The organism is Alphaproteobacteria bacterium (genome assembly GCA_016722515.1).
Taxonomy (GTDB): domain Bacteria; phylum Pseudomonadota; class Alphaproteobacteria; order Rickettsiales; family JADKJE01; genus JADKJE01.
The window spans coordinates 1-21,870 of sequence record JADKJE010000030.1 but is presented as its reverse complement, the minus strand read 5'-3'; the positions used below and the strand labels follow the sequence as shown (position 1 = coordinate 21,870).

Here is a 21,870-nt window from a genome sequence, read left to right as displayed (position 1 = left end):
TTACAGTGATTTTAGCGCAACCGCAACAGTAGATACTTATGCGGTTTTCGACGCCCCCGCCTCTACTGATGAAGTTGCTAACATTGGGGGGTTGCCGCGACCTTTATCACTAGTCGCCACAAGTTATTTATGGACAGTTCCAACCCGTACAAACAAGAACCTGATTCAATATCCACTTTCCAACACCCGCCAACTAACATGGTCGTTTGTATGGACCAACCCAACCGTCGGAAATGGAACAGTGACCGCATATTGCGAAATAAATAAGGGACTATGAAGTGGTTGTTGACATTGTTTGGGGTCAACATCTTTAATCCGGGCGGCGGCATTGCACACACAACACCATTTGCAAGATCATCAGTGGCAGTGCAACAGCAACTAGAGTAGCAAGATTACTTGCTGTCTGGTACGGCTGGATTTGCTGATGCGTAACCAATTGAATAGTTCAAACTCTTGACTATAATCGCACAAAACGCAGGTTCAACTTATTTTATTTACTGCGTCTTTATCGTCCACTGTACCGATGACATGGACTACAAAGACCCATCAAAAATAGTTGCAATCATTTTATCTAGGAATAATCACGCATGAAAAAATCTATGCCAGTCGGAAAACCGTTTGCGAAAGGTGATCCGCGCATAAATCGCAAGGGACGCAAACCGCTAAATCAAACCTTCGGCGAATATGTGCGCGAGTTTTTGGAAGCGGATAACGACGGCAAAAAGAAAAGCGTCATTGAAGAAATGACCGAGGTTGCGGTATCTCTTGCAAAAAAAGGTAATTACCAATTTTGGGACGCGCTGACAAATCGCGCATACGGAAAAGTACCTGACAAAATCGAAATGCAGAGCGAAGAAAAGCCCGACTTGTCTAAACTCACGGATGAAGAATTAAAAACATGGATGCAACTGTTAGAGAAATCGAAGCCGTAACAATCATAGACCTTGACGCGGAATTACTCAGGCGAGATTTTCACGCCTTTGTTGTATCCGCTTGGCCTTTGGTTGAGAAGGGAACGATATATCAGGACGGCTGGCACATCCGTATGATTTGCGATTATCTACAGGCGTTATTTGAAGGGCGTATCCCGTCCAACTCGCTAATGATGAACGTCCCGCCGCGTCACATGAAAAGCCTGTTATGCAACGTGTTCTTTCCCGCGTGGGTATGGACAAAGACACCCGCCGCGAAGTTTCTCTGCTTTTCCTTTTCCGAGGCGTTGACCTTGCGCGATTCCATGAAATGCCGCGAGCTTATCGCCTCCCGTTGGTACGAGGAAAGATTCCATATCGTAATCAATAAGCGGCAAGATTCAAAAGAGAATTTTCAAAATACCTTTGGCGGCTATCGTTCCTGTTTTGGTACGGGCGGATCCATCACTGGGCAAGGCGGGGATTATCTGATTATTGATGACCCGTTAGACGCGACAAAGGCCAACAGCAAAGCCGAGCGCGAGCGGGTGAATTACACGTATGACAATTCAATCCACATGCGCGGGAATGACCCAAAGACCGTAAAGAAAATACTTATCATGCAACGGCTACATGATGAGGACTTATGCGGGCATATCATAGAACGCGGCGACCCGTGGGAGTTTGTTATCTTGCCCGCTGAATGGGAATGCGTCACCCGCTTTCATTCGTCCATCGGACTCACTGACCCGCGTACCGAAAAAGATACGCTACTCTGGCCGGAGCATATCGGGCGAAAAGAGTTAGACGTTTTGAAGTTGCCACTCTCGGAAATCGGCGTAGCTGGGCAATTCCAACAGCGACCCACCCCGCTTGTCGGCGCTATCTTTAAGCGGGACTGGTTCGCAGTTCGCAAAACCCTCTGTCCCTTGTGTGGGTAGATACTTTTCATGGGATACCGCCGCGTCAATTCAGGACACCGCCGCTTATACATGCGGGATTGTTGGCGAATTGACACCCGACTATAAACTATATATCCGTGACATTTGGCGTAAAAAGATTGAGTTTCCACAATTGCAATATGCCATTGAAGAGCAAGCGAAGAAATACGGCGGTATGAAAAGCCAGTACACACGGGATATAATCATTGAAAATAAATCGAGCGGTATTCAGGTCATCCAAAGCATGAAACAAATCAGCGCGTTTGCTGATAAGGTCATGCCGTACACGCCGAAAGGCGACAAGATAGCGCGGGCATACGAGGCGGCGAAATGGTGCGAAAAGGGATGTGTCATACTCCCTCCCCCATCGGCGGACTCTGATTGGATGATCGATTGGGAAGCGGAATTATTCAACTTCCCCAACTCTGCTTATAAAGATCAAGTTGACGCATTTTCACAACTCTGTGACTACCTGAGTTATTATCTTGCTGAAGGATTACAAGCCCGCACCACGGGAAGGACAATCATACAATGAAAAAATGGAAATGTACTGAATGCCAAACGATTACGGATGACGATCAACTTCTCATTGATAACAATCCATTTATTAAGGGGCGTATTATCGTAGCATGTCCATCATGCTACACAGTAAACGCGGTTGTGATTGTCTGTGATGAATACGGATGTGAACGGGTCGCTACCTTTGGGTATCCTACTGATGAAGGATATAAAAACACATGCGGCGAACACATGCGGAAATATAAGGGCAAGGCGCAAGAGGCTGGAGAAATCCGCCGCCTAGAACGCAAGATTGAAAAGCTGGAAGCCGATCTACTCGCCGCGCAAAGTGGCGCAACCGTGACAACCACAGAAACACAGGTGACACAATGACAACGATCAATCAAATTTGGGACTTCATCACAGGCACGAATAAAGAGGGGCCGGGCGGCGTTCCTTCCGTTTTGCCTTACGACTACAATAACCTGTATAACGCGCTGTACGGGCTATATAACAACGATGAAGCCATTATCGAAGATGACACAACCCGCCGCCTCCGAACCGTGGTAAACAGATCGGTTGAGTTTTACGCCTCGAAGATGCTACCCGGTAAAGAAATCAAGGTTATGGCGTACATCGGCGGCGAAAAACCCACAGAGGGCGAAGAGCAACCGAATCAGCCTTTGATTGAAGCGATTGACCAAGTTGTGAAGGATAGCAACATTGGAAACAACAAAGGCGCAATGATTCGAGGCTTTTCACTGTACGGGGACTCATTTATCCGCGTGCGTGGGGATAAACAAAAGACATACATCGAAGATATATCCCCGTTCTTTGTGACAGACTTCGAGGAAGATAGCCGTCAATTCTTGACCTATTTGCGGCTTGATATTCCTGTACTCGGTGACAATGACATGCCTGAAAATTACGTGGAAGTGTGGGACGCTGAAACAAAGACCCTGCAAATCTGGCAGGGACAGACGCCCGAACAACTCCCGTCAAGCAGTTAGGGCAACCCAAAGAAGTAACCGCCTTTTCTGAATTGGGTATTGACTTCATTCCCGTAGTGCATACAAAATTCCGCGACAACGGGGACGCACGCGGGCAAGGTTGTGTGTACCATGCGCTTGACAAGATTTACGAAGCTAACAGGGCTGCAACCCGTTTGCATGATTTACTCTTTGCCTTTGGCGAGCCTGTCTTTATCGCCTCCGCAAACAGCACAGACGCGCAAGGCCGACCCCTCCCCCCGCCGCGCGTGAATACCGACACAAGCGCAAGCCCTGTACCTTCCGGCTCCACAATTACAGGCGTAATCGGTCAAATCTTCGGGCGGCTTATCTCGCTCCCCGGCTTGGCTACCATTTCAAGCTTAATCCCGAATGTGGATTATTCGGACGCGCTTGCGATCCTAAATGCACAGATGGAAGAACTTGAAAAAGGATTTGCCGGAGTTGCGCTGGTACGCCATGAATCCCACAGACCAAAGCGCCATGAGCGGAACCGCCTTGCGAACCTTACTCGGAGCCGCAGTTGACCGCGCAACCGAAGCCCGCAATAACTTTTTATCGTCACTATCCCGCGCCTTTGAAATGGCCTTGACCATCGGCATTTATAACGGCGTATTCCCCGCGACCCTCGGAACTTTTGACTCTGGCGACTTTGACCATGAATTGCACGTTGATTCAGCATGGGGCGAAAGCGTTGACGAAAAAGCCGCGACAATGGCGGCGCTGACGGGCGCCGGCGTGCCTGCTAAGTCTGCAATGAAACTTGCGGGATTCAGGGGAAACGCCTAATACCGCCCCTGTCCAAACAACCATGAAAAAAGGTACAATCGTCAAAGGAACACCCCCAAAAGCGGGTACGCCAGTGGTAAGAGTTGGCTAGAAGTGCCATAGAAGCCCACAGGAAGCCCGTACAGACACGGCAAGTCGAAAAGGATACCCATGCTTCAATATGTGATGGTACAACTAGGCACGGCGGAATGATATGGGGATTAGCGACTTTACAAACCTATTATCTAATGGCGGCTGGGGAATCCTTGTCAGTTATTTTCTGTATAAAGAAGTTTGGCCGTTTATCACAAATAAGCTAGTTCCTGTCTCTATGAAAAACATGGAATACCAAAGGCAGGAACGGCAAACCGAGCTAGAGCAAGAACGGCAATTTCACAGAGAATTGGAGTTAGAACGATCCAAAACCCTCAGTACAATATCGGCGGCGATCCAAAATTTATCAGTCTCAATGGCCCAAACAAATGAACGGATCGCCGCCATATTGACAAATCAGCAGTTGATTATCAGCCAACAAAACGCGACTTTCGGCGTACTCACGGACGCGGTAGGAGATATGAAAGCGGCAGCCACCCGCAGACGCGGCGGGGATTTTACGGAAAAGAAGCAATGAAAGAGCGCGACATAATCAACGTTGCAATCTCTGACACTCATTGCGGTAGTGACCGCGCTGTATTCCCCCCCTCCATCTCCCTTCCTCCGCTAATGGCGGATGATAAAGAACGTTTGCTAACATACTCATTTAATCAACAAAAACTGTATGACCATTTACTTTATTGTGCGAGGACAATCAAGGAACGTTTCGCGGGATACAAAAAGGTAATTACCCATAACGGGGATGCAATCGAAGGAATACACCACAGAACTATACAATTATCCGCGCCGATGGTTGAAGATCACGTCATAATTCATCAGGCGGTTATGGATGACTTTATATGAGATTGGATTCAGTGTAAAAATGGGGATGAATTGCGGTATGTCTCAGGAACCGAAACGCATACAGGGTACACCGAGCAAGGGATTATCAAGCATTTTGAGGACTTCGGCGCAACCTTCCATGATGAACTAAAACTCACACAATACGGGCGCAAGATATGGTATGTCCATCAGTGGGCTGGCGCGGGCAATGGACAAAATGAGGGTAATGGATTATCAAACGCTATCAAAGCCCTATACTTTAACAGTCTAAAAGAAAAGCGGGAAATGCCTGACCTTGTAATATCCTCCCATTATCACAAGGCTATCATGGCATCTTATAGTCAAGATTGGCAAACGCATTACGCCATGATAACCCCCTCTTTCCAAATGAAAACGCGCTTCGGTCAAAAGGTATCCGCTTTCCAGCGCAACGATATAGGCGTGGGACTTGCAGAGGTATCAACAAACGGCCTGATAAAGATACACCGTCCCCTATTGATGGAATAATCTGCAATGAAGTTGCAATGATTTTGATATGTTTCTAATCTTCCTTTGATGTATTATTTTGTCAAAGGAGATTTGCATTATGAAGGAAAGAAACGAAACAATCAGAAAAGCGATAGAAGAATTGAAGGAAGTTTGGCGTGATGAGTTTGATGCGGCTGGTAGGCCGTTGGGTACACGCCTGACGAAGATTTATATTTAGTAATTCAACAATTGGAGGGCTTATAAATGGCGCGTAAATACATCATCCCAAAAAAGAAGTACTGCCCGCCGTGCGTTGGAATGGGAATATCATTGGAAACCGCCGCAAAGTTATGGAGGTATTCGGTATCTATGACCCGCTACGGGTAATCAATACCATTCCCGCGAAATCCCTCCCCATCATGCGGGCAGATGGTTGTTTGCTGGAAGGAATTGCCACGGTGCGAGGCAGATCAAAAGCCGCTTATTATCTCAACATTGACCAAATGCAAAAAGGATTTGTTGTGTGGTACTGGTCGGAGGACGGCTGGAATTTGAACGCCAATTTCAGAACCTCCCAGACGTGACAGAGGACTATTGTTTGCTTTACGATCCCGGAAATTGACGCGGCGCATATAGTCCCGGAGTCGGTACAAGTCCGGTACAAGTCCGGTACAACTCAGGCAGTTGTACCGCGAAAACACGCGCAAGAGGTCGAAGCGTGACAGATGTACCAAAATCGCGCAAGTTGTACCGAGGTTGTACGCCAGTTGTACGCCAGTTGTACCGCGAAATCCTGCTATAAAATCACGCTTTATTATATGGCGCGGTAAAAATGGGACTTGTACTTTCCCCTACTACTACATACTAAGATAAAGTATTTATATATATACAAAGGTTACTTATGACGACGAACCCAAAAACACTTCAAAGGCAGTTGGCGCAAAGGGAAAGGTACATCTCCCAGATGCTTTCCCTGCTTTCAAAAGAACCCATGTTCAGAGCCGATCTCGCCCGCGCCATGTCAATCAGTTATGGCACGCTTCAAGCGATTGTACGGTACGCCCGCGTGAATGGCTGGATCGTCTCGCAAGGGAAGTACTACATAAACCCGCATAACGTCATGGTTGCGGATGGTAAAGTAATCAGAACGAATACAATGGAGGTATGCAATGATTAGGATTTTAGGCCGTTGGTTTTTCGCTATCGTGTGGACGTATTTACCGGCTCCGAAGGGCGCAAAGCCGCCCGTCTTGATACTTTTGAAGATGACGCACAAGGCAAGGTGTAACATGGGATTACGTTACGCCTCACAGGTAGACGGGAATCAGGCGCAAATTGTACGGGAGTTGCGGGCAATGGGCTTTCGTGTGGACTTGGTACACAGGCTCAAAAGCTGTATGATTTGGTTGTCACTGGCAAAATGGGCGCGACTTACGACGTGCGTACTTTGCGGGTCGAAGTCAAGAGCCAGGCGAAACCTTGACCGCAGACGAGCGGGAATATTGGGAAGCCGAGCCGTATCCAGAAACGCTGATAATCGCAATCGAAACCGAAGACATACTACGATGGTATAAGAGGATTTAATGCAAAACGAACCGATTACCTATCAAGAGTTTATGTCCCTTGCATCTCAAAATAAAATTACCCTCATTGACCGCCTTGCCGCGCAAATGCTGGATATTGGATACCGCGCCGCCGCCGCATCCGCAGAATACTATCGGATCAAGCTGGGAAGCGAAAAAGGAAACCCACGACTAGCAGAGGCGACCGCGACCCGCGCCGCCCTCGAAGGCGAATATGACGCTTTGAAACATGCCGTAAGTGCTTTACAGTCCACATTACGAGCGGAAAGGGAGTTGGAAAAATGACACCCAAAGGTGGAAGAATCGAAACTACGAATTTTTACACAGTCGACGAGGCAGGCAGGGAGTTTATTTCTTTTTGTGATTCTATGCCTGATTTTGTGTGGTGTGACGATACTTCGGATTTGTTTCACTTCCAAGATAACAAAGGCGGTGAGGTGTTCTTATTGTGATGTGCTATCAGAAGAGTTTGACCTTGCCCCATTGTGGAGCCCGAAATGAAAAAAGACTTGCGTAATCATGGGGAATGGCCCCAGCCTAAACGATATGCCGGCCGATACACTCCAAAAGTATGATACTTTCGGAGTCAATTATTGCCCGTACTCCCCCACTTATTACGTTTGTGTGGATAACGACATACTCATAAACCACCATGAGAAAATTTATAAACTGGCGTCCGGCGCAAAATTGGCATTTTTGGCAGCGAAGGAATTTGGATCATCCCGGCTGTATGACCTGAATAATCTTTTCCTTATCCGTAAAGATGAAACCGACTTCAAGGATGAGCGGTTTTTTTCTGGGTTTACCGTGGTGTATGTCGCGCTTAAAGCCGCGTTTTATCTCGGGTACGAAAGAGTCCATCTATTTGGTGTTGATTTTAATAAAGAATGGGATCACTATAAACCAGATTACCCGCGTGGCGACGTAGAGCATAGAGCGGCAAGAATGGACGAAATGTTTTACCATTTTAAATTAGCTCAAAAGGTTTACGCCGAGAATGACAGAAGAATAATAAATCATTCTCGGCGCTCCCGGCTTGATCTTATCTTTCCCAGAAAATGATATAATAAAAGTACCCGCGAGCAGATCGGCTCCGGGTACATGACTAAAGCCGTAGGAGGCTCTAATGACAAAAAGTATACCACTCACGCAGGGGAAATTCGCACTCGTTGACGACGAGGATTTTAAAAAACTCAATAAATATAAATGGCATTTGAATAACATATACGCCGAGCGCACCACATGGCCCGAGCATAAACATGTTTATATGCATAGATATATTATGACGGCAAAAGCCGGTCAAGAAGTAGACCATATAAACGGAAACAAATTAGATAATCGAAAAGAAAATCTTAGATTGGCTTCTCATTCTCAGAACTGCAAAAATCAGGCAAAACCAAAAAACAACACGTCAGGATATAAAGGCGTTACAAAAAATAAAGCGGGCAATAACTGGATTGCACAAATAAAAACAAATGGTAAGCATTTATCACTTGGAAGATTTGAAAACATTCAAGACGCCGCCCGTGCTTATGACAACGCCGCCCGTAAATACTTTGGCGAGTTTGCGAAACTAAACTTTCCAGATGTATAATTATATAAACCTAACGAAAGGAGAATAATATGCTTAATGCAACCGTACAAAGTGCGCTCGTCGTGATCGTCGCCTATCTGCTTGACCTGGGCGCGAAAGCCGTCGGCCTACCGCTCGACTCCGGCGTCCTCGCCTCAGTCGCCGCCGGACTTGTGTCCTACATCATTAGCAAGTTCGCCGGCCCTCCCTCAGCCGAAAGGATGCGATCCGCTTTTCGCAAGTAATGCAGAATAACTCAATTGACCGCTGAAAAGCGAAGATAAGACACCCGCACGGAAAGCGCCTTAGAACTACTAAGGCGCTTTTATTTTGTAATGAAATTAGAATGATTCTGCAATGTTACTAACGCGCTTTTGTCGTATATTCGAGGGCAAGGAGAAAACGGACACATGAAAACAAACCTGCAAGATATTTACAGCCAATTGGAAACAAGCAAGTCTTTTGATGAACTCAATGACGGATTAGAGTCTATCAATATGAGAATGGAAAACGGTAAAAAATTTGACGCATTCCTTCATTACGAAAACGGGTCTTTTCGCTGGTTTCACTTCAAGGAAGTTGTCAAAGCGAAATTACTAGGCATTCGCACAGTGTACGACGTTGACCCAACAAAGACATTCAGAATCGCCGACATTCTCACAGACGGCGCACTTTTGCCTCACTCGGTAACACTCGCCGAACTTATGGTAATGGACTTGGAGCCAGCCGACGACGACGAAGAAAAGTCCGAAACTTGCCTTTGCTATGAGTACGCCGGTGATAATCCACTTTGCCCGGATCACGGCGACGCGCAGGAATTCACGCAGGCCGACGATCGAGAACGAAACGATTTATACACAATGGGAATGGGAGCGTAACATGAATGACTTGACCGTATCAAATACCGTTGACGCCGCGATTATGGAAAGCGTTTTACTTGGCGGCGATTTGTCTAAATTGACCCCAGAACAGCGGGTATCTTATTACCGCCATGTTTGCGAAAGCGTAGGACTCAATCCGCTTACAAAGCCGTTTGATTATATGACGCTTAACGGGAAGTTGACCCTGTACGCAAAGAAGGACGCAACCGATCAACCCGCAATATCAACGGAGTATCAATTGACGATGTAGACATTGTGGAAAACGAGACGCAATTTCTCGTGAAGGTCAAAGGACATGATAAGACGGGCCGCACAGACGTCGAAATTGGAGTAGTGGCAAAAAAGGATATGCAGGGCAATCTTGGCAACGTGCAGATGAAAGCCGTTACCAAAGCAAAACGCCGCTTGACCCTATCCCTTTGCGGTCTTGGCTGGCTTGATGAAACCGAAGTTGAAACCATCCGAGACGCAAGACTCGCAAACGTCAAGGCTGAAACTGGCGAGATAATCGAAATCGAAAATCCTAGTCCAGTCAATAATACGCTGTGGAATCACTGGATCAGCCTTTGCAATCGCGCTGATAAAGTGAATATCAAACATGCGAACCCTGACCGGGTGAAAGTGACAGAAGAAGATTTGATCGCCGCAGGCAAGGAATTACGACCGCTTGTTGAGGATGCCGAGCGACAAGCCGCCGCAGAAAATGTAAATCAAGACTCGTAAAATCAAAGGCCGTGCGCGAAGCGATAGGAACGAGAGGCCCAAAATACTAGATATTCGGGCGGCTGGTAGAACAGCACACTAGACCTATTCCCACACTCTCCCCGTGGGAGCCTAAATCAAAATTCAAAGGAATAATACAATGAACTCAGTACAAGAACAACTCGAAAGTGATTTGAACGAACTGGCCAAAGTGCGCGAAGATGCCGAAAAGGTACGCAAGGCGAAGCGTGAAATGATTGAAACCGTCCAACAAACCGATGATTTTATGCGGCTGGACAATGACGGGAATATCCTTGACGGCAAACTGTCAGAACTCGAAAGCAAAATCAGAACATCAGCCCTCGCCTTGTATGATAATTCTTGCGAACTCCCCGCCCGCGTCGCTGTCAAGTGGTTTACTACCGTAGTGGTGACAGACGAACTCAAAGCGAAGGAATGGTGTATAGCCCACTTCACGCCCGCGCTGAAACTTGACGGGAAAGTATTTGAAAAGGCCGCGAAAGATGGAAACATTCCCTCCGATCTTGCGACTGTCTCCAAAGAAGCCCGCGCCCAAATCGCCACAAAGTTATAGGTGAATCATGCGAAAATTCGCTCAATATCTTGCGATATTTTTTGTGATAACTCAGGTTGATCGGGTTGCGAACTTTATCCACCTGTACCAACCCGCAGACACTTTGTTTTATATCCTGCTTTCCTACGGTCAAAGCATCGGCCTCGCTATTGGCGTGTACCTCTCGTTTTTCTTTGTGCGTCAACCTAAAGTCAAATGGGCGGCGGTTGCCGGAATTATCGTATTTGGCGGGGCTGATCTGTTTTTCAATGAATTTGCCTTAATCAGAACTGTCAGTGCAAAGGCACTTATTGAGGCAGATTCGTCATTTGTTTGGATACCTGCCGAAACTTTGCAGGTTGCCAATCAAATTGTTGCAATTGCCTACGGCGTGTTGCCAACTTTGGCAAGTGCCATTTTAGGCTGGATTCAAGGCGGAGTTGACAAGTTGACTGATTCAGAACTCAGGTACACTCCGATTGAAAGGGCAATCCGCGCCATGAACAAAGGACTTGACGGCTGGGCCGGTAGAATTGCCGTGCGGATCGAGGGAGTTGCTTTCACTTCCGGCGGAGTTGCCACAAATCAGAGGGATAATTCAGGCATAATTGACGCGGAAACTTCCGAAGTTGCTACCCCGAAAAAATGGAATGACCTTAACCAGCGTGATATTGACTGGATACTGACAAAGCGCAAAAACGCACGCGGGGCAATTATGGCACGTTTTCAGGTCAGTAATGGCACGGCTGGCAATTGGCTGAAAGACTTGGCAGATGGATCAAGGCCGTGGGAAAGTGCCAAAAAGCTGACAGAAATTCGGCGGACACGCCCTCAACATAATAAAGGATCTAAAAATGTCAATTGTTCTTATTTGCCCGAAGTGTAAAGGAAATGCGTGGGTAATGTTATCCACTGAAAACAAAGTATGTCTGGATTGTCAAATCCCTATGGTTGATGCCGCCCAACAAATGCGTGGAAATGAGTTTTGGAAATATTGGAAACAGCGTTGGCCTAATGCGTCAACCAATGAAGCATCTTTGAGGGTATCTGCTAATTATCAAGAAACACGGGCAGCGTTTATTGCTGGCTATCAAGCCGCCGAACAATCGCGTGCACTGGACGGGGCTACGCCCGAAGGTTTTTGCGAGTGTGGCACATCAATCGAGCATCATACCGGCATGGGTTGCCTATACCGCCCCGCCAGTAACGCTTAACCGTTAGGCAGATAAAGGAAATAAAATGACAAAGATTGTAATGGTAGGAATGAACCCGCGCACCCGCGCCGCGATCCCGTGGGACTCTGACGAGAAAATATGGACACTAAACGAAGCCCCGGCGAAGGATTGGCTTAAGCGGTATGACGTGCTTTTCCAGATACATCCGCGATGGGATTGGGATAGGCCGAATAACATTAGTGACCCAAACCACCCGCTGTATATCAAGGCGCAAAGCGGGCAATGTCTGTACTGTAAAGGGGAGGGGAAAGCATACAACGAAGGGAAAGAAGTACCCTGTCCGTTTTGCGAGTATGGCGTTTATACCGTACCACAACACCGGGAGGGAAAGACGATCATCATGCAAGACATGAACGAGGACGCGCCGGGATGCTTGAAAATGCCATTACCCGAAAATCCTTACCTGACTAGTACACTTGCTCACATGCTTTTCTATGCAATCCTTCACAAGTACGAGAGCATAGAATTATACGGATTTGAGGCCGAAAGCGGTACTGAATACGCACATCAGCGGGCTTGCATCGAATATTGGATAGGGTACGGGCGAGGGATGGGTATGAGTATCACGGCTCCGGGCTCCGGCTTACTGACTGGAAAACACTACGCTTATGAGGACTTCGATCAAGGTTACCGCTCACGGCTTGAAATGCGAAAGCGGACATTGCAAGAGAATTTGAACGCCGCCGAAGTTGCCGCCGTCAAGAGCGAAGGACATCTGGAAGCCCTTACGCCATTTCAGAAGATAAAGGCAATCACGCCAGTATGGGAGGCGGCGTATGACGATCACTTTCGCAAGAAAAACATGGTTAGTTTTATCCGTGGGACTATCAAGGAACTGGATAACGCCATTGCCATCCTTGACGGGTACAGGCTGGACGGTGACACGGCGAAGGAAACGGACGTAAGGCGGCTGATAGAAACTCATTACGGATTAGGATAGGAGGCAAAATGAAAACATGGAAGGACGAAACACACGAACACACGCAAGAGGGCGGCGAGACTTTCAGCGTAAGGCGCAACTTCCAGCGCGAGGAGGAGGAAAGAAATCACGCCATACTTAGGAAGCAGGTACAAGACTTCAAAGACACGATGAAACTTGTATCTATAACGATTGTCACGATCTTCTTTTTTATCTTTATCCTTAGCGCAATTATGACAAGATAAGAAATATTAGAATGTGGTAAAATAGACTCATTGTGACTGGCAAGAGTCGCCATAATAATCTGTGAACTTCGCCCGCATGAAACGCTTGCCCGTTTTGTGTGGGCGATTTCTATTAGAGGAAAAATGAAGAAAATGCCAATTGGTAAAAGATTCGTGAAAGGGTTTTCTGGTAATCCAAACGGACGTCCGAAGAAGTTTTTGAACGAAAAAGATCAAAGATATTATTGGAATTATGGAATAAGGCTTGCAGAATATAATGAAATGCTTGCTAGTCAAGACGGTAAATGTGGTATTTGCGGGAAAACAGAAACGGGCGGTAGGATATTTGCAAGCGGAAAGGCTGGATTTGCGATTGACCACAAGCACGTTGATGGTTATTCAAAAATGCCACCAGAAGAAAAAAGGAAGTATGTCAGAGGTCTTTTGTGTGTTGCTTGCAATAATAGGGTATTATCTTTACTGGAGGATGTTGATTTAGTAAGAAAGGCCGAAAAGTATTTAGAAAAGTACAGATAAACAGCAACGAAGCACCGCCATTCTATAATCACCCCACTTGTAAAAAGTGGGGTTTTGTTGTATATTGTGAAAAGGTATTGCAAAGCATTTGTACAAACAAAACAGGGGAGCGGCTTACTCTAGCCGAAAAGAGGATAAATGGCCGAAGAAACAAGCAAGGAAACCACCGAGCAAGAAACCGAAGTGAAGGAACCGGAACAGTCACCGGGTACAAAATCGACTGAAAAAACCCTCACACAATCCGAAGTAAATAAGCTACTGGCTGAAGAGCGGCGAAAGCATGACGCGAAATACAAGGAATTGCAAACCGAGTACATCGGATTCAAATCCACTATTGAAGCGAAAGAACAAGCCGCAAACGAAGCCGCCGCCGAAAAGGTGGAAGCCTTGCGTAAGGATTTACCCGATCCGCTGATTAAGTTGCTGGATAATCTTTCACCCGTTGCTCAGTTAGAATGGTTGTCAGACCCGGCCAACGTAATCACGAAAAAGGAAATCCCTCCCTTGCCTTCAAGCCGTGACACACACGGCGGGCAAAAGAAAACGATCAATATTGTATGAGGTAAATTATGGCCGCAGTTGTAAAATCAACCAAAGCCGGGTATGACACCATCAGCGCACAGACTTGTGTAAATATTTCTGAATTGCTGACGGCTGGCCCCGGTCTTGCATTTGAAAAGCTCGCCCCTGTCTTTATTGACAGTAACGGCGCGATCCGCCCCGCAACCGACGATTCTACAAATGAATTGGCGTTTGACGGTTTTGCCATGTCCGCAAATGACAGTGACGGCGGACTTCCCTGCACCATTAAAGGCTTAGGCCTGATTATGGAATGGCTGGAAGATTCAGACGCGTACACCCCCGGCACTCGTTTTTATGTCGGCGCAACCAATCAACTTGAAACCACTGGAACGACTCCCGTCGCTATGGCGATCTCTGACAAAGAGATTATCGTCATTGCGCCTCCCGGACTTCGTGCCGCTGTAGCATAAGGGAGAGCAGACATGAATAAATATACTGGCACTTACTCCCTTGAGGATTTACTAGCACAGCGTTTCGTTCCCGCTTCTCAGTTCGGATTTGACAACATTGCCCGCGCTATTCAAGCCCATTTGGACTGGCTGAATGCTCAGGTAGCCGATCAAATCGGTATGATCGCTGAAACCACTTCCGATGTACGCCGCATTTATGGCGCATCCGAAGAGGGCGAGATGCTCGAAGTTGACGAAACCGGCGTGGCTCGCACCCAGAAGGACACACAGGGCGAGGAAATCGATTTCCCACTCCGCAAGTTTAGCCGCTCGACTGGCTGGACTGCTGATTTCATGGCACGCGCTACCCCCGCCGATATGGCAACCCGCGTACTCGGCTTTCAAACTGCCTATGTGACCCGCTTCCGTAACGAGTTGAAAGCGGCTCTCTTTGGCAAAGCCAACTACAGTTTTGTGGACAAGTTCGGCGACGGTACGACATTGGCTGTCAAACGCCTTTTGAATGCCGATGGTATGGCGATTCCGAACGCCCCGGATGGAACTGCTTTCACGAAGTCTACCCATAATCACTACGCTGGTACGGATGGCGCGGCTCTCGCTTACACCGACATTGATGCACTCATTGCCAACGTGACTGAACACGGGTTGACGAATGTCCAGTTGGTAATCAATCAAGCCAACGTTTCAACCCTCACTGGCCTTGCGTCAACCAAATTCACCGCTCTTACTTTGGGTGTGTTGGCTGTACCGGGTCGCACTTCCGGCACGATTGAAACTCAGGTAGCAAGCGAAGACCCTGCGAATAAACTCGTGGGTTATTGGGCTGGTTATCCTGTTATTACTCGCTCGTGGATTCCTTCCGGCTATTACATGGCAAACGCCGTTGACGCTCCGATGAAGCCGATTGTTCACCGCGTTGACAAGTTCACCGCGCTGAATGGCCTCCGCTTGGTTGCGGAGTTCAATGCTCATCCGTTGTCCGCTCAGACCTACGAGGCTGAAATTGGCTTTGGCGTTTGGGGCCGTCACTCCGCTGCAATCCTTGACGGTGGACATCAAACTACCTATTCTAATCCTTCGGGCTTGGTACGCACCCGATAATTATACTCCTTTGAAAAGCCCGCCGGGTGACCTCCACACTCGGCGGGTGAAAGGTATCTATGGCACTCGCTGACTATATAACCGCTAATTTCTCGCAGATCAAAACACAACTCGGATGGTCGGATAGTGTTCAACTTGTAGCGATCACGGACAAGACGCTCGAATTGTACGGCGTTGCAACCGAAGCCGAGGCGACGGACGCGAAAAAGTTACATGCAATCGCTGACGTGGCAGTATGGCGGCAGGCTCTAAATGATGTATCTCTTGATTACAATTTCAGCGCGGACGGCGCGAGCTACTCACGAAGCCAACAGGCCGAGATGATTCGCAATAATCTCAATAATGCAATCACTGACGCGGTTGTCTATTCATCCAATTACGCCATTGGGTACTCAACAAATGACGATCACGCGGATTGGGTTGCATGAGAAGTCTCACCGCCGCCGAAGTCGCACGCATGACCGTTACACAGGGCGAGAGTTTCAACGATCAAGTGACCCTTTACGCCCGTACAAGCGCGTCCGATAGTTTAGGTCAAATGACCGATTCTTTTGACTCTGGGACTTTGGTAACTTGTGGGCTTATGACCCAAAAGGAATATCGCAACTACAGAGGCGAGATTGTCACCATTGATGCTGACGCGGTTTTACGTGTCGCAATGTCTCAGGCGGTACAAGTAGGGTACAAGGTAATTAGTGACGGCGTGACGTACTCGGTAGACGGCGTGCAACTCGGGCGTAATGTGAAGATTGTCCCACTCAAAAAGGTATCCATCTAATGCCCGCAGTAATCGCAGGAATGAGCAAACTCAAAGCGCAACTCGAAGCGGTAGGACTGGCTTTCACCGTTGATGATCTTGCAGAGGGCGCGTTAGTAATCGCGGTAAAGGCGGAAAGTAATTGTCCAGTTGATTCTGGCTATCTAAAATCAACCGTTTTTGTCTCAAAAAACGGTAATGATGTTGAAGTCGGATTTGAAGCCCCTTACGCCTCCTATGTTGAGTTCGGACATTACACCCGAAGCGGCTCATACGTTCCCGCTCAACCGTTCTTGCGAAATGCGCTTGATACTGAAGAGTTGGCCGCCCTCTCTGCAGTTGTGGACAGTGTAACGGCTAATCTCAGGGACATAACGAAATGACCATTGAATCCGTAATCGCTGGAAAGCTGGCAAGCGTGGGGACGTTTTACCCGCTCAGTATGCCAAAGCAGGGCGCAACCCTTCCGGGTGGATGCTATCAATTTATCAGCGAAGTTACCGCCCGTCATCATGGCGGTAACGACATGGTACGCCGCCGCTTGCAGGTGTCATGTTGGGCAAATACCTACGCCGCCGCAATCACCCTAGCCGATAGCGTGAAAGCCGCGCTTGACCTAAATCAAACAAATATCGAATTGATCGTAGCTGAAACAATCAGCGATTTTATCGACGAAGAATCCGCGCTATATCGGCGCATCGTCGAATTTTATGTATGGAATGAGGTGTAGAAATGGCAAACACAACCAATTACGGCACTCTGCTTAAGAAGGCCACAACTTCAATTGGCGAGTTGGTATCAATCGACCCGCCCGAATACTCCAACCCCGCAGTTGAAAGCACGAATCACAGCTCCGGCGGCGTGCGTCAATTCATCTCCGGCAAACTCCGCGAAATGGGCGAGTTCAAAGCGACGATCAATTATGACATGGCGAATATTGCCACCATCGTTACAGACCTTGTCGCAGGGACAAAGGCGGCTTATACCATCACTTACCCTGACAACAGCACACAACGTTTTCAGGCGATCCCGACGGCGATCAAGCCTCTAACCGCAGACGCGAGCAAGCCCGAAGTACTTAAGGCTGAAATCACTTTCCGCCCATCTGACTCTCTGGACTTGAGTTCGTAGTATGTGGACGCGTGACGACCTGATAAAAGCACGTACAAAAGAGATAACCATAGAGGGCGGGTCTATGGTTATTCGTGCGCTTACTGCCTCCGAGGCGTTTCAGTTACGCGGGAAGGACATGCAGAGCGCGGAAATTTTCGGGCTTGTGTCTACATCCATAGTTGACCCTGTGTTATCGCCTGACGATATTGGATTATTGCCGACTTCCATCATTAGTCAACTTACCAAAGAAATCTTCGCTTTCAACGGGCTAGGCAGTAAAGCCGTTGAGGACGCGGTAAACGAGCTAAAAAAAACGGACGTTTTGACTTCCAACTCTGCCGCGTCTTAGGCTGGCGAAGCGTTGCTGAAATGCTCGCAGGAATGGACGCGAGCGAATACGTTTATTGGCAAGCCATTTATGCAACCGAACCTTTCCCAGAGGAAAGAGCCGATTTACGAACCGCAGAGGTTATACAAGCCCTTATGCTTGGACGTGTGAAGCAGTTGCCGAATATAGCCGATCTTATCCATGACTATTGGGGCGAGGCAAAATCACGCGAGCAATCGCCCGCACAAATGAAAGCCAACATGGACATTATCAAGGCCGCTTCAAAGCGGAATAAAACGAGGAAGTAATGCAGCTTGAAGGTCTAGTTATCCCCATCAGTTTCAACACTGGCATGTTGCTCGAAGGTATCAAGGCTATTACTGGCCTTGTGTCTGGAGCCGTAGAAAGAACACAGGAATGGGCTGAAGGACTTGACCAACTCGGCGACGTTACTGGAATGAGTACCGATAAACTAGCGGCATGGTCTTTTGTTGCGAAAAAAGCAGGCGTTGAAATTGACACCCTCTCAAATGCGACGGTCATCATGGCGAAGGGCTTACTAGACTCTTCCGGCGAATTGTCTACAACAGGAAAAGCGTTGGAGGACTTCGGTATCAGTATCAAAGACGCGGGCGGGAATGTACGCGACCAATCCGATTTAATGAATGATATTGCCTCGAAGTATGCCGAGTTTGGGACGCAAACCGAGCGGGTAGACTTCCTCACAAATGTATTCGGCAAATCAGGCGCGAAACTGGTAGACGTATTCGACACGCTTGCAAAAGAGGGCGGGATAGATCAAGTTAAGCGTAAGGTTGAGTCTTTGGGCTTATCCCTTGACCCAAACCAGTACGAAGACTTTCAGCGCAATTTGAATGAAGTACAACTCACCTTTACAGGACTTTCAAACGCTTTCACGGGGCCATTGCTCCCCGGTGCAAGTGAATTACTCAAAACCTTTATTGATTGGGTTCAATCCCCGTGGATAGCGGACGGTATCCGCAACATTGGCGAGAAGCTCGGCACGCTGGCAAGCGATATAGCATTGGGTATCAATACAGGTAATTGGGACAAGTTCTTTGCAGACTTTGAAGCCTTTACGGGTATTGACATTCAACCGCTCATGGATAGCCTCATGCGTATTTCGGATTGGGTTATCAATGAAGGTATCCCCGCATGGAATCAATTTACCGACAATATGAAAACGGGATTTGCTGACTTCCAACAATCAAGCCAATTTGAGACATCCATGATAAAGCAACACTGGAATGAGTTGCTTACCGCAATTTCTGACCGTTTCAATATTGTATTCGGCGGCGAAGGTCAAGGACTGATACTGGACTGGAAAGCCATCGGTATCACGGCTTTACAGGCGATTGACCTTATCCTTCAAGGACTGACCGCAACTTGGAATTTCTTTAATAACGGATTACAGCGAACCATTGATATGCTGAATGTAATCGCGGGCAAGCAGAACCTTTCAACCCCCGCAGGCTACACACCTTATCAGGGATACGGATCTGCTTTTCAGACACCCCCAAAGACAAGCGGCGCAAATCGTCGCGCATCCGGCGGGCCTGCCTCCGGCCTCACATGGGTAGGAGAGCGCGGGCCGGAATTACTCAATCTTCCTAGTGGGTCGCAAGTCAATAATAATCAAGCCTCTGCAAGCATGGGATTTGATTACTATAAACTCGCGGCTATCCTTGCGGTTGAGTTTGCAAAGGCGCGGGACTAATGACAGTCGAAGCGTATCTTGACGCGATCACTACCGAATACTATAACGGCTCCGCATGGGTGGACATATCCGCTTATGTTGTCGGTGATATTGCTGGCAATAATGGATTAGGCGGATGGAAACCTGACCAACGGGTTGCGGCTCTTGGTACTCTCAATATCACCCTGAATAATAAGAGTAAATACTTCTCGCCTATGGGTGGGGATGCTGTGCGCGGATTGTCCACCCTGACAGGCTTTAACAAGGGCACAAAAATCCGCGTCATGGGTACGTTTAAGGGTATCACAGAAGAAATATGGACGGGTCGCATTATGTCCATTGACTCAGATGATAAAAATTGGGGCAATGAGCAAACGCGGGTTATGGCAGTTGACTGGATGTACGTCCCTGTAAATTATCCGATGAAGGGCGCAACAATCGCGCTAAACAAGCGCATTGATGAAGCAATGGCGTTGATACTTGCGCGGTTATCCATTCAACCAGAGGATACCGAATTTGCGACCGGTTCATTTACTTTCCCCGCTGTATTCGATAACGTGCAAAGAAAGACAATGGCATTATCGGAATTTACGAAGTTGGCAAACTCAGAGCTAGGATACATCTACGTCAAGCAAGACGGTACACTCGTTGCCGAAAATATGCTATCCCGTCAAGGCTGGCGGGCGTTGGATCAAGTTTGGGTAGTAAGCGACACAGACTCTTATATCCTCGCAGAAGATAACACTTTCATTCTTGCAGAGGATGGTACGAAGATTATAGGGAACGAAGGCGCATACGAGGACGCGGCTATCCATGCGGATATGGAAGAGCATAATATTTTATTGCCCGAAGATGGATTATTGAATGCCTCCATTATCCGCGCCCACCCCGTTATAACTGATACATCGTTGAAAGTGCTTTACAAGCTGGGTACTCCGCTCTTTATCCCTTCCGGCAAAACGGCTGAATTTTCAGCGCATTACACAGACCCTTCCGGCCTGTCTCAGGTATCAGGTACGAACATGCAGACACCCGTAGCAACTACGGATTACCTTGCAAATGCGGCCAGTGATGGAAGTGGCACAAACTACACCGCAAACGTAGTAGTGACGGCGACATACTACGGTGACACGGTTTATTATTCGATTGAGAATAACGCGACGGCTGGCGTTTATATCACGCTTTTACAGGCTCGCGGATATGGCATTTATTACGGGAATAGTATTGAAAGCACGAAAGACGATCCCGACTCACAAGCAGCGTATGGGTATGCCCCTTTCCAGTTTGACCAAAAATATCAAAAAGATACCTACTTGGCAAACGTCTACGGGCTGTCAGTTATCGAAGAATATAAGAACTCGAAAAGCAGGATAACAAAAATGAAATACCTTGCGAACCTAAATTCAAACCATCTCATGACGTTCCTTATGCTGTCCATCGGTTCCTTAATTTTAGGAACAGAGGACAGAAGCGGGATAAGCAATCACTACTACATCACAGACCGCGCATTTACTATCAAGCAAGGCGGGATTATTTATTGTGAATATGGCGTGAAACAAAACGATAGTTATTTATCAGAAGGTCTTGAGCCTGTCACGGTTGAGTTTGCAGGAACAAGTACAGATGGAATCGACTTTAATTATCTTCCGCAGGTATCCAACGAAATACAAAAGACAATGAGCGCCTGGGTCTATTTGGATACTGATCCTCCGACTGTATCAAATTTTATACTAGGAAATTTCAACGGTATATCAAGTGGGTACGGAATCGCGGCCATCACTGGAAAAGAAGGCATTTTATTATCAATACATGACGGGTATCAATGGGGCATGGAGTTCGCCATTAAATTCTATTACCCTTTCCTCGTGGGTTCATGTTTTAGTGACGTATGACAGTACAAACCCAACAACTAACGAACCAAAATTCTATATCAATGAGTTTTACAGGCTCTAACGGTAGTTCAAAGTCCTACGGGAACCGTAGAGGAAGAAACCGGAACAAACTTTGTAGGAAATACAAATTCCTCTTTATTCCCTTATACTCTCCCATTTGACGGAAAAATATTTGATGCCCGCGTGTATAACCGCATCCTGACCGCCGCC

The 21,870-nt window shown here is 47.5% G+C and carries 36 protein-coding genes; all 36 read left to right on the top strand.

Annotated elements, in window-relative coordinates; translation table 11 throughout:
- The first annotated feature begins 587 nt into the window (after positions 1 to 587).
- Entirely contained in the window at positions 588 to 932 is a 345-nt protein-coding gene (locus IPP74_15770) for a hypothetical protein (protein ID MBL0320733.1), read from the top strand.
- Positions 899 to 1,852 (top strand): hypothetical protein, encoded by a 954-nt coding sequence (locus IPP74_15765; GenBank protein MBL0320732.1) that lies wholly within the window; start codon positions 899 to 901, stop codon positions 1,850 to 1,852. The genes IPP74_15770 and IPP74_15765 overlap by 34 nt, the downstream gene beginning before the upstream one ends.
- Positions 1,845 to 2,387: a phage terminase large subunit gene (gene terL / locus IPP74_15760; GenBank protein ID MBL0320731.1), complete on the top strand. Its 543-nt coding sequence runs from the start codon at positions 1,845 to 1,847 to the stop codon at positions 2,385 to 2,387. The genes IPP74_15765 and terL overlap by 8 nt, the downstream gene beginning before the upstream one ends.
- Positions 2,384 to 2,743 carry a hypothetical protein gene (locus IPP74_15755; GenBank protein ID MBL0320730.1) on the top strand — a complete coding sequence of 120 codons (360 nt, stop codon included), beginning with the start codon at positions 2,384 to 2,386 and terminating at the stop codon, positions 2,741 to 2,743. Before terL ends, IPP74_15755 begins: the two co-directional genes overlap by 4 nt.
- On the top strand, positions 2,740 to 3,360 hold the full coding sequence (locus IPP74_15750; GenBank protein ID MBL0320729.1) for a hypothetical protein: 621 nt from the start codon (positions 2,740 to 2,742) through the stop codon (positions 3,358 to 3,360). Before IPP74_15755 ends, IPP74_15750 begins: the two co-directional genes overlap by 4 nt.
- Positions 3,361 to 3,783: 423 nt before the next feature.
- Positions 3,784 to 4,149 carry a hypothetical protein gene (locus IPP74_15745; protein MBL0320728.1) on the top strand — a complete coding sequence of 122 codons (366 nt, stop codon included), beginning with the start codon at positions 3,784 to 3,786 and terminating at the stop codon, positions 4,147 to 4,149.
- A gap of 193 nt (positions 4,150 to 4,342) precedes the next feature.
- Positions 4,343 to 4,759, top strand: coding sequence for a hypothetical protein (locus IPP74_15740; GenBank protein MBL0320727.1), 417 nt, complete (start codon positions 4,343 to 4,345; stop codon positions 4,757 to 4,759).
- Complete coding sequence (locus tag IPP74_15735; protein ID MBL0320726.1) at positions 4,756 to 5,085, top strand: hypothetical protein; 330 nt, start codon at positions 4,756 to 4,758, stop codon at positions 5,083 to 5,085. The genes IPP74_15740 and IPP74_15735 overlap by 4 nt, the downstream gene beginning before the upstream one ends.
- Before the next feature lie 30 nt (positions 5,086 to 5,115).
- On the top strand, positions 5,116 to 5,571 hold the full coding sequence (locus IPP74_15730; GenBank protein ID MBL0320725.1) for a hypothetical protein: 456 nt from the start codon (positions 5,116 to 5,118) through the stop codon (positions 5,569 to 5,571).
- A gap of 269 nt (positions 5,572 to 5,840) precedes the next feature.
- A complete protein-coding gene (locus IPP74_15725; GenBank protein MBL0320724.1) occupies positions 5,841 to 6,116 on the top strand; it encodes a hypothetical protein in 276 nt (91 codons plus the stop codon).
- Positions 6,117 to 6,433: 317 nt separating this feature from the next.
- Positions 6,434 to 6,709 (top strand): hypothetical protein, encoded by a 276-nt coding sequence (locus IPP74_15720; protein ID MBL0320723.1) that lies wholly within the window; start codon positions 6,434 to 6,436, stop codon positions 6,707 to 6,709.
- A gap of 406 nt (positions 6,710 to 7,115) precedes the next feature.
- Positions 7,116 to 7,400 carry a hypothetical protein gene (locus IPP74_15715; GenBank protein ID MBL0320722.1) on the top strand — a complete coding sequence of 95 codons (285 nt, stop codon included), beginning with the start codon at positions 7,116 to 7,118 and terminating at the stop codon, positions 7,398 to 7,400.
- Between the two features lie 234 nt (positions 7,401 to 7,634).
- Positions 7,635 to 8,177, top strand: a complete 543-nt coding sequence (locus tag IPP74_15710) for a hypothetical protein (GenBank protein MBL0320721.1) — start codon at positions 7,635 to 7,637, stop codon at positions 8,175 to 8,177.
- Positions 8,178 to 8,241: 64 nt separating this feature from the next.
- Complete coding sequence (locus IPP74_15705) at positions 8,242 to 8,709, top strand: HNH endonuclease (GenBank protein MBL0320720.1); 468 nt, start codon at positions 8,242 to 8,244, stop codon at positions 8,707 to 8,709.
- Positions 8,710 to 8,738: 29 nt separating this feature from the next.
- The gene (locus IPP74_15700; GenBank protein MBL0320719.1) at positions 8,739 to 8,933 is read left to right on the top strand and encodes a hypothetical protein; all 195 of its coding nucleotides are present in this window, start codon (positions 8,739 to 8,741) and stop codon (positions 8,931 to 8,933) included.
- Positions 8,934 to 9,098: 165 nt separating this feature from the next.
- Entirely contained in the window at positions 9,099 to 9,566 is a 468-nt protein-coding gene (locus IPP74_15695) for a hypothetical protein (GenBank protein MBL0320718.1), read from the top strand.
- 1 nt (position 9,567) lies between these two features.
- A complete protein-coding gene (locus tag IPP74_15690; GenBank protein MBL0320717.1) occupies positions 9,568 to 9,819 on the top strand; it encodes a hypothetical protein in 252 nt (83 codons plus the stop codon).
- Positions 9,820 to 9,824: 5 nt separating this feature from the next.
- Entirely contained in the window at positions 9,825 to 10,292 is a 468-nt protein-coding gene (locus tag IPP74_15685) for a hypothetical protein (protein ID MBL0320716.1), read from the top strand.
- Positions 10,293 to 10,431: 139 nt separating this feature from the next.
- Entirely contained in the window at positions 10,432 to 10,866 is a 435-nt protein-coding gene (locus IPP74_15680) for a hypothetical protein (GenBank protein ID MBL0320715.1), read from the top strand.
- Positions 10,867 to 10,873: 7 nt separating this feature from the next.
- A complete protein-coding gene (locus tag IPP74_15675; GenBank protein ID MBL0320714.1) occupies positions 10,874 to 11,731 on the top strand; it encodes a hypothetical protein in 858 nt (285 codons plus the stop codon).
- Positions 11,700 to 12,059: a hypothetical protein gene (locus IPP74_15670; GenBank protein ID MBL0320713.1), complete on the top strand. Its 360-nt coding sequence runs from the start codon at positions 11,700 to 11,702 to the stop codon at positions 12,057 to 12,059. Before IPP74_15675 ends, IPP74_15670 begins: the two co-directional genes overlap by 32 nt.
- Positions 12,060 to 12,084: 25 nt before the next feature.
- Positions 12,085 to 13,020 (top strand): hypothetical protein, encoded by a 936-nt coding sequence (locus IPP74_15665; protein ID MBL0320712.1) that lies wholly within the window; start codon positions 12,085 to 12,087, stop codon positions 13,018 to 13,020.
- An 8-nt stretch (positions 13,021 to 13,028) separates the two neighbouring features.
- Complete coding sequence (locus IPP74_15660) at positions 13,029 to 13,244, top strand: hypothetical protein (protein ID MBL0320711.1); 216 nt, start codon at positions 13,029 to 13,031, stop codon at positions 13,242 to 13,244.
- 123 nt (positions 13,245 to 13,367) lie between these two features.
- On the top strand, positions 13,368 to 13,760 hold the full coding sequence (locus IPP74_15655) for an endonuclease VII domain-containing protein (GenBank protein ID MBL0320710.1): 393 nt from the start codon (positions 13,368 to 13,370) through the stop codon (positions 13,758 to 13,760).
- Between the two features lie 138 nt (positions 13,761 to 13,898).
- Positions 13,899 to 14,321 carry a hypothetical protein gene (locus tag IPP74_15650; protein MBL0320709.1) on the top strand — a complete coding sequence of 141 codons (423 nt, stop codon included), beginning with the start codon at positions 13,899 to 13,901 and terminating at the stop codon, positions 14,319 to 14,321.
- 8 nt (positions 14,322 to 14,329) lie between these two features.
- Positions 14,330 to 14,752 carry a hypothetical protein gene (locus IPP74_15645; GenBank protein MBL0320708.1) on the top strand — a complete coding sequence of 141 codons (423 nt, stop codon included), beginning with the start codon at positions 14,330 to 14,332 and terminating at the stop codon, positions 14,750 to 14,752.
- 12 nt (positions 14,753 to 14,764) lie between these two features.
- The gene (locus IPP74_15640; GenBank protein ID MBL0320707.1) at positions 14,765 to 15,853 is read left to right on the top strand and encodes a hypothetical protein; all 1,089 of its coding nucleotides are present in this window, start codon (positions 14,765 to 14,767) and stop codon (positions 15,851 to 15,853) included.
- A gap of 59 nt (positions 15,854 to 15,912) precedes the next feature.
- Complete coding sequence (locus IPP74_15635) at positions 15,913 to 16,281, top strand: hypothetical protein (GenBank protein MBL0320706.1); 369 nt, start codon at positions 15,913 to 15,915, stop codon at positions 16,279 to 16,281.
- The gene (locus tag IPP74_15630) at positions 16,278 to 16,631 is read left to right on the top strand and encodes a hypothetical protein (protein MBL0320705.1); all 354 of its coding nucleotides are present in this window, start codon (positions 16,278 to 16,280) and stop codon (positions 16,629 to 16,631) included. Before IPP74_15635 ends, IPP74_15630 begins: the two co-directional genes overlap by 4 nt.
- Positions 16,631 to 16,993 (top strand): HK97 gp10 family phage protein, encoded by a 363-nt coding sequence (locus IPP74_15625; GenBank protein MBL0320704.1) that lies wholly within the window; start codon positions 16,631 to 16,633, stop codon positions 16,991 to 16,993. The genes IPP74_15630 and IPP74_15625 overlap by 1 nt, the downstream gene beginning before the upstream one ends.
- Positions 16,990 to 17,340 (top strand): DUF3168 domain-containing protein, encoded by a 351-nt coding sequence (locus IPP74_15620; protein MBL0320703.1) that lies wholly within the window; start codon positions 16,990 to 16,992, stop codon positions 17,338 to 17,340. The genes IPP74_15625 and IPP74_15620 overlap by 4 nt, the downstream gene beginning before the upstream one ends.
- A gap of 2 nt (positions 17,341 to 17,342) precedes the next feature.
- Complete coding sequence (locus IPP74_15615; protein MBL0320702.1) at positions 17,343 to 17,741, top strand: hypothetical protein; 399 nt, start codon at positions 17,343 to 17,345, stop codon at positions 17,739 to 17,741.
- 1 nt (position 17,742) lies between these two features.
- Positions 17,743 to 18,072, top strand: coding sequence for a hypothetical protein (locus tag IPP74_15610; GenBank protein MBL0320701.1), 330 nt, complete (start codon positions 17,743 to 17,745; stop codon positions 18,070 to 18,072).
- 20 nt (positions 18,073 to 18,092) lie between these two features.
- Complete coding sequence (locus tag IPP74_15605; GenBank protein MBL0320700.1) at positions 18,093 to 18,359, top strand: hypothetical protein; 267 nt, start codon at positions 18,093 to 18,095, stop codon at positions 18,357 to 18,359.
- On the top strand, positions 18,359 to 19,789 hold the full coding sequence (locus IPP74_15600) for a hypothetical protein (GenBank protein MBL0320699.1): 1,431 nt from the start codon (positions 18,359 to 18,361) through the stop codon (positions 19,787 to 19,789). The genes IPP74_15605 and IPP74_15600 overlap by 1 nt, the downstream gene beginning before the upstream one ends.
- Positions 19,789 to 21,660, top strand: coding sequence for a hypothetical protein (locus tag IPP74_15595; GenBank protein ID MBL0320698.1), 1,872 nt, complete (start codon positions 19,789 to 19,791; stop codon positions 21,658 to 21,660). Before IPP74_15600 ends, IPP74_15595 begins: the two co-directional genes overlap by 1 nt.
- Positions 21,661 to 21,870: the final 210 nt, after the last annotated feature.

What these genes read in the sequence shown, in the direction of transcription:
- IPP74_15665 (MBL0320712.1), top strand. Translation starts at nt 12,085, where the DNA reads ATGACAAAGATTGTAATGGTAGGAATGAACCCGCGCACCCGCGCCGCG.
- IPP74_15625 (MBL0320704.1), top strand. Translation starts at nt 16,631, where the DNA reads ATGCCCGCAGTAATCGCAGGAATGAGCAAACTCAAAGCGCAACTCGAA.
- IPP74_15660 (MBL0320711.1), top strand. Translation starts at nt 13,029, where the DNA reads ATGAAAACATGGAAGGACGAAACACACGAACACACGCAAGAGGGCGGC.
- IPP74_15705 (MBL0320720.1), top strand. Translation starts at nt 8,242, where the DNA reads ATGACAAAAAGTATACCACTCACGCAGGGGAAATTCGCACTCGTTGAC.
- IPP74_15655 (MBL0320710.1), top strand. Translation starts at nt 13,368, where the DNA reads ATGAAGAAAATGCCAATTGGTAAAAGATTCGTGAAAGGGTTTTCTGGT.
- IPP74_15635 (MBL0320706.1), top strand. Translation starts at nt 15,913, where the DNA reads ATGGCACTCGCTGACTATATAACCGCTAATTTCTCGCAGATCAAAACA.
- IPP74_15605 (MBL0320700.1), top strand. Translation starts at nt 18,093, where the DNA reads ATGCTCGCAGGAATGGACGCGAGCGAATACGTTTATTGGCAAGCCATT.
- IPP74_15595 (MBL0320698.1), top strand. Translation starts at nt 19,789, where the DNA reads ATGACAGTCGAAGCGTATCTTGACGCGATCACTACCGAATACTATAAC.
- IPP74_15640 (MBL0320707.1), top strand. Translation starts at nt 14,765, where the DNA reads ATGAATAAATATACTGGCACTTACTCCCTTGAGGATTTACTAGCACAG.
- IPP74_15695 (MBL0320718.1), top strand. Translation starts at nt 9,099, where the DNA reads ATGAAAACAAACCTGCAAGATATTTACAGCCAATTGGAAACAAGCAAG.
- IPP74_15735 (MBL0320726.1), top strand. Translation starts at nt 4,756, where the DNA reads ATGAAAGAGCGCGACATAATCAACGTTGCAATCTCTGACACTCATTGC.
- IPP74_15750 (MBL0320729.1), top strand. Translation starts at nt 2,740, where the DNA reads ATGACAACGATCAATCAAATTTGGGACTTCATCACAGGCACGAATAAA.
- IPP74_15710 (MBL0320721.1), top strand. Translation starts at nt 7,635, where the DNA reads ATGGGGAATGGCCCCAGCCTAAACGATATGCCGGCCGATACACTCCAA.
- IPP74_15765 (MBL0320732.1), top strand. Translation starts at nt 899, where the DNA reads ATGGATGCAACTGTTAGAGAAATCGAAGCCGTAACAATCATAGACCTT.
- IPP74_15620 (MBL0320703.1), top strand. Translation starts at nt 16,990, where the DNA reads ATGACCATTGAATCCGTAATCGCTGGAAAGCTGGCAAGCGTGGGGACG.
- IPP74_15715 (MBL0320722.1), top strand. Translation starts at nt 7,116, where the DNA reads ATGCAAAACGAACCGATTACCTATCAAGAGTTTATGTCCCTTGCATCT.
- IPP74_15615 (MBL0320702.1), top strand. Translation starts at nt 17,343, where the DNA reads ATGGCAAACACAACCAATTACGGCACTCTGCTTAAGAAGGCCACAACT.
- IPP74_15650 (MBL0320709.1), top strand. Translation starts at nt 13,899, where the DNA reads ATGGCCGAAGAAACAAGCAAGGAAACCACCGAGCAAGAAACCGAAGTG.
- IPP74_15680 (MBL0320715.1), top strand. Translation starts at nt 10,432, where the DNA reads ATGAACTCAGTACAAGAACAACTCGAAAGTGATTTGAACGAACTGGCC.
- IPP74_15740 (MBL0320727.1), top strand. Translation starts at nt 4,343, where the DNA reads ATGGGGATTAGCGACTTTACAAACCTATTATCTAATGGCGGCTGGGGA.
- IPP74_15700 (MBL0320719.1), top strand. Translation starts at nt 8,739, where the DNA reads ATGCTTAATGCAACCGTACAAAGTGCGCTCGTCGTGATCGTCGCCTAT.
- IPP74_15645 (MBL0320708.1), top strand. Translation starts at nt 14,330, where the DNA reads ATGGCCGCAGTTGTAAAATCAACCAAAGCCGGGTATGACACCATCAGC.
- IPP74_15755 (MBL0320730.1), top strand. Translation starts at nt 2,384, where the DNA reads ATGAAAAAATGGAAATGTACTGAATGCCAAACGATTACGGATGACGAT.
- IPP74_15770 (MBL0320733.1), top strand. Translation starts at nt 588, where the DNA reads ATGAAAAAATCTATGCCAGTCGGAAAACCGTTTGCGAAAGGTGATCCG.
- IPP74_15630 (MBL0320705.1), top strand. Translation starts at nt 16,278, where the DNA reads ATGAGAAGTCTCACCGCCGCCGAAGTCGCACGCATGACCGTTACACAG.
- IPP74_15600 (MBL0320699.1), top strand. Translation starts at nt 18,359, where the DNA reads ATGCAGCTTGAAGGTCTAGTTATCCCCATCAGTTTCAACACTGGCATG.
- IPP74_15610 (MBL0320701.1), top strand. Translation starts at nt 17,743, where the DNA reads ATGTGGACGCGTGACGACCTGATAAAAGCACGTACAAAAGAGATAACC.
- IPP74_15675 (MBL0320714.1), top strand. Translation starts at nt 10,874, where the DNA reads ATGCGAAAATTCGCTCAATATCTTGCGATATTTTTTGTGATAACTCAG.
- IPP74_15670 (MBL0320713.1), top strand. Translation starts at nt 11,700, where the DNA reads ATGTCAATTGTTCTTATTTGCCCGAAGTGTAAAGGAAATGCGTGGGTA.
- IPP74_15720 (MBL0320723.1), top strand. Translation starts at nt 6,434, where the DNA reads ATGACGACGAACCCAAAAACACTTCAAAGGCAGTTGGCGCAAAGGGAA.
- IPP74_15690 (MBL0320717.1), top strand. Translation starts at nt 9,568, where the DNA reads ATGAATGACTTGACCGTATCAAATACCGTTGACGCCGCGATTATGGAA.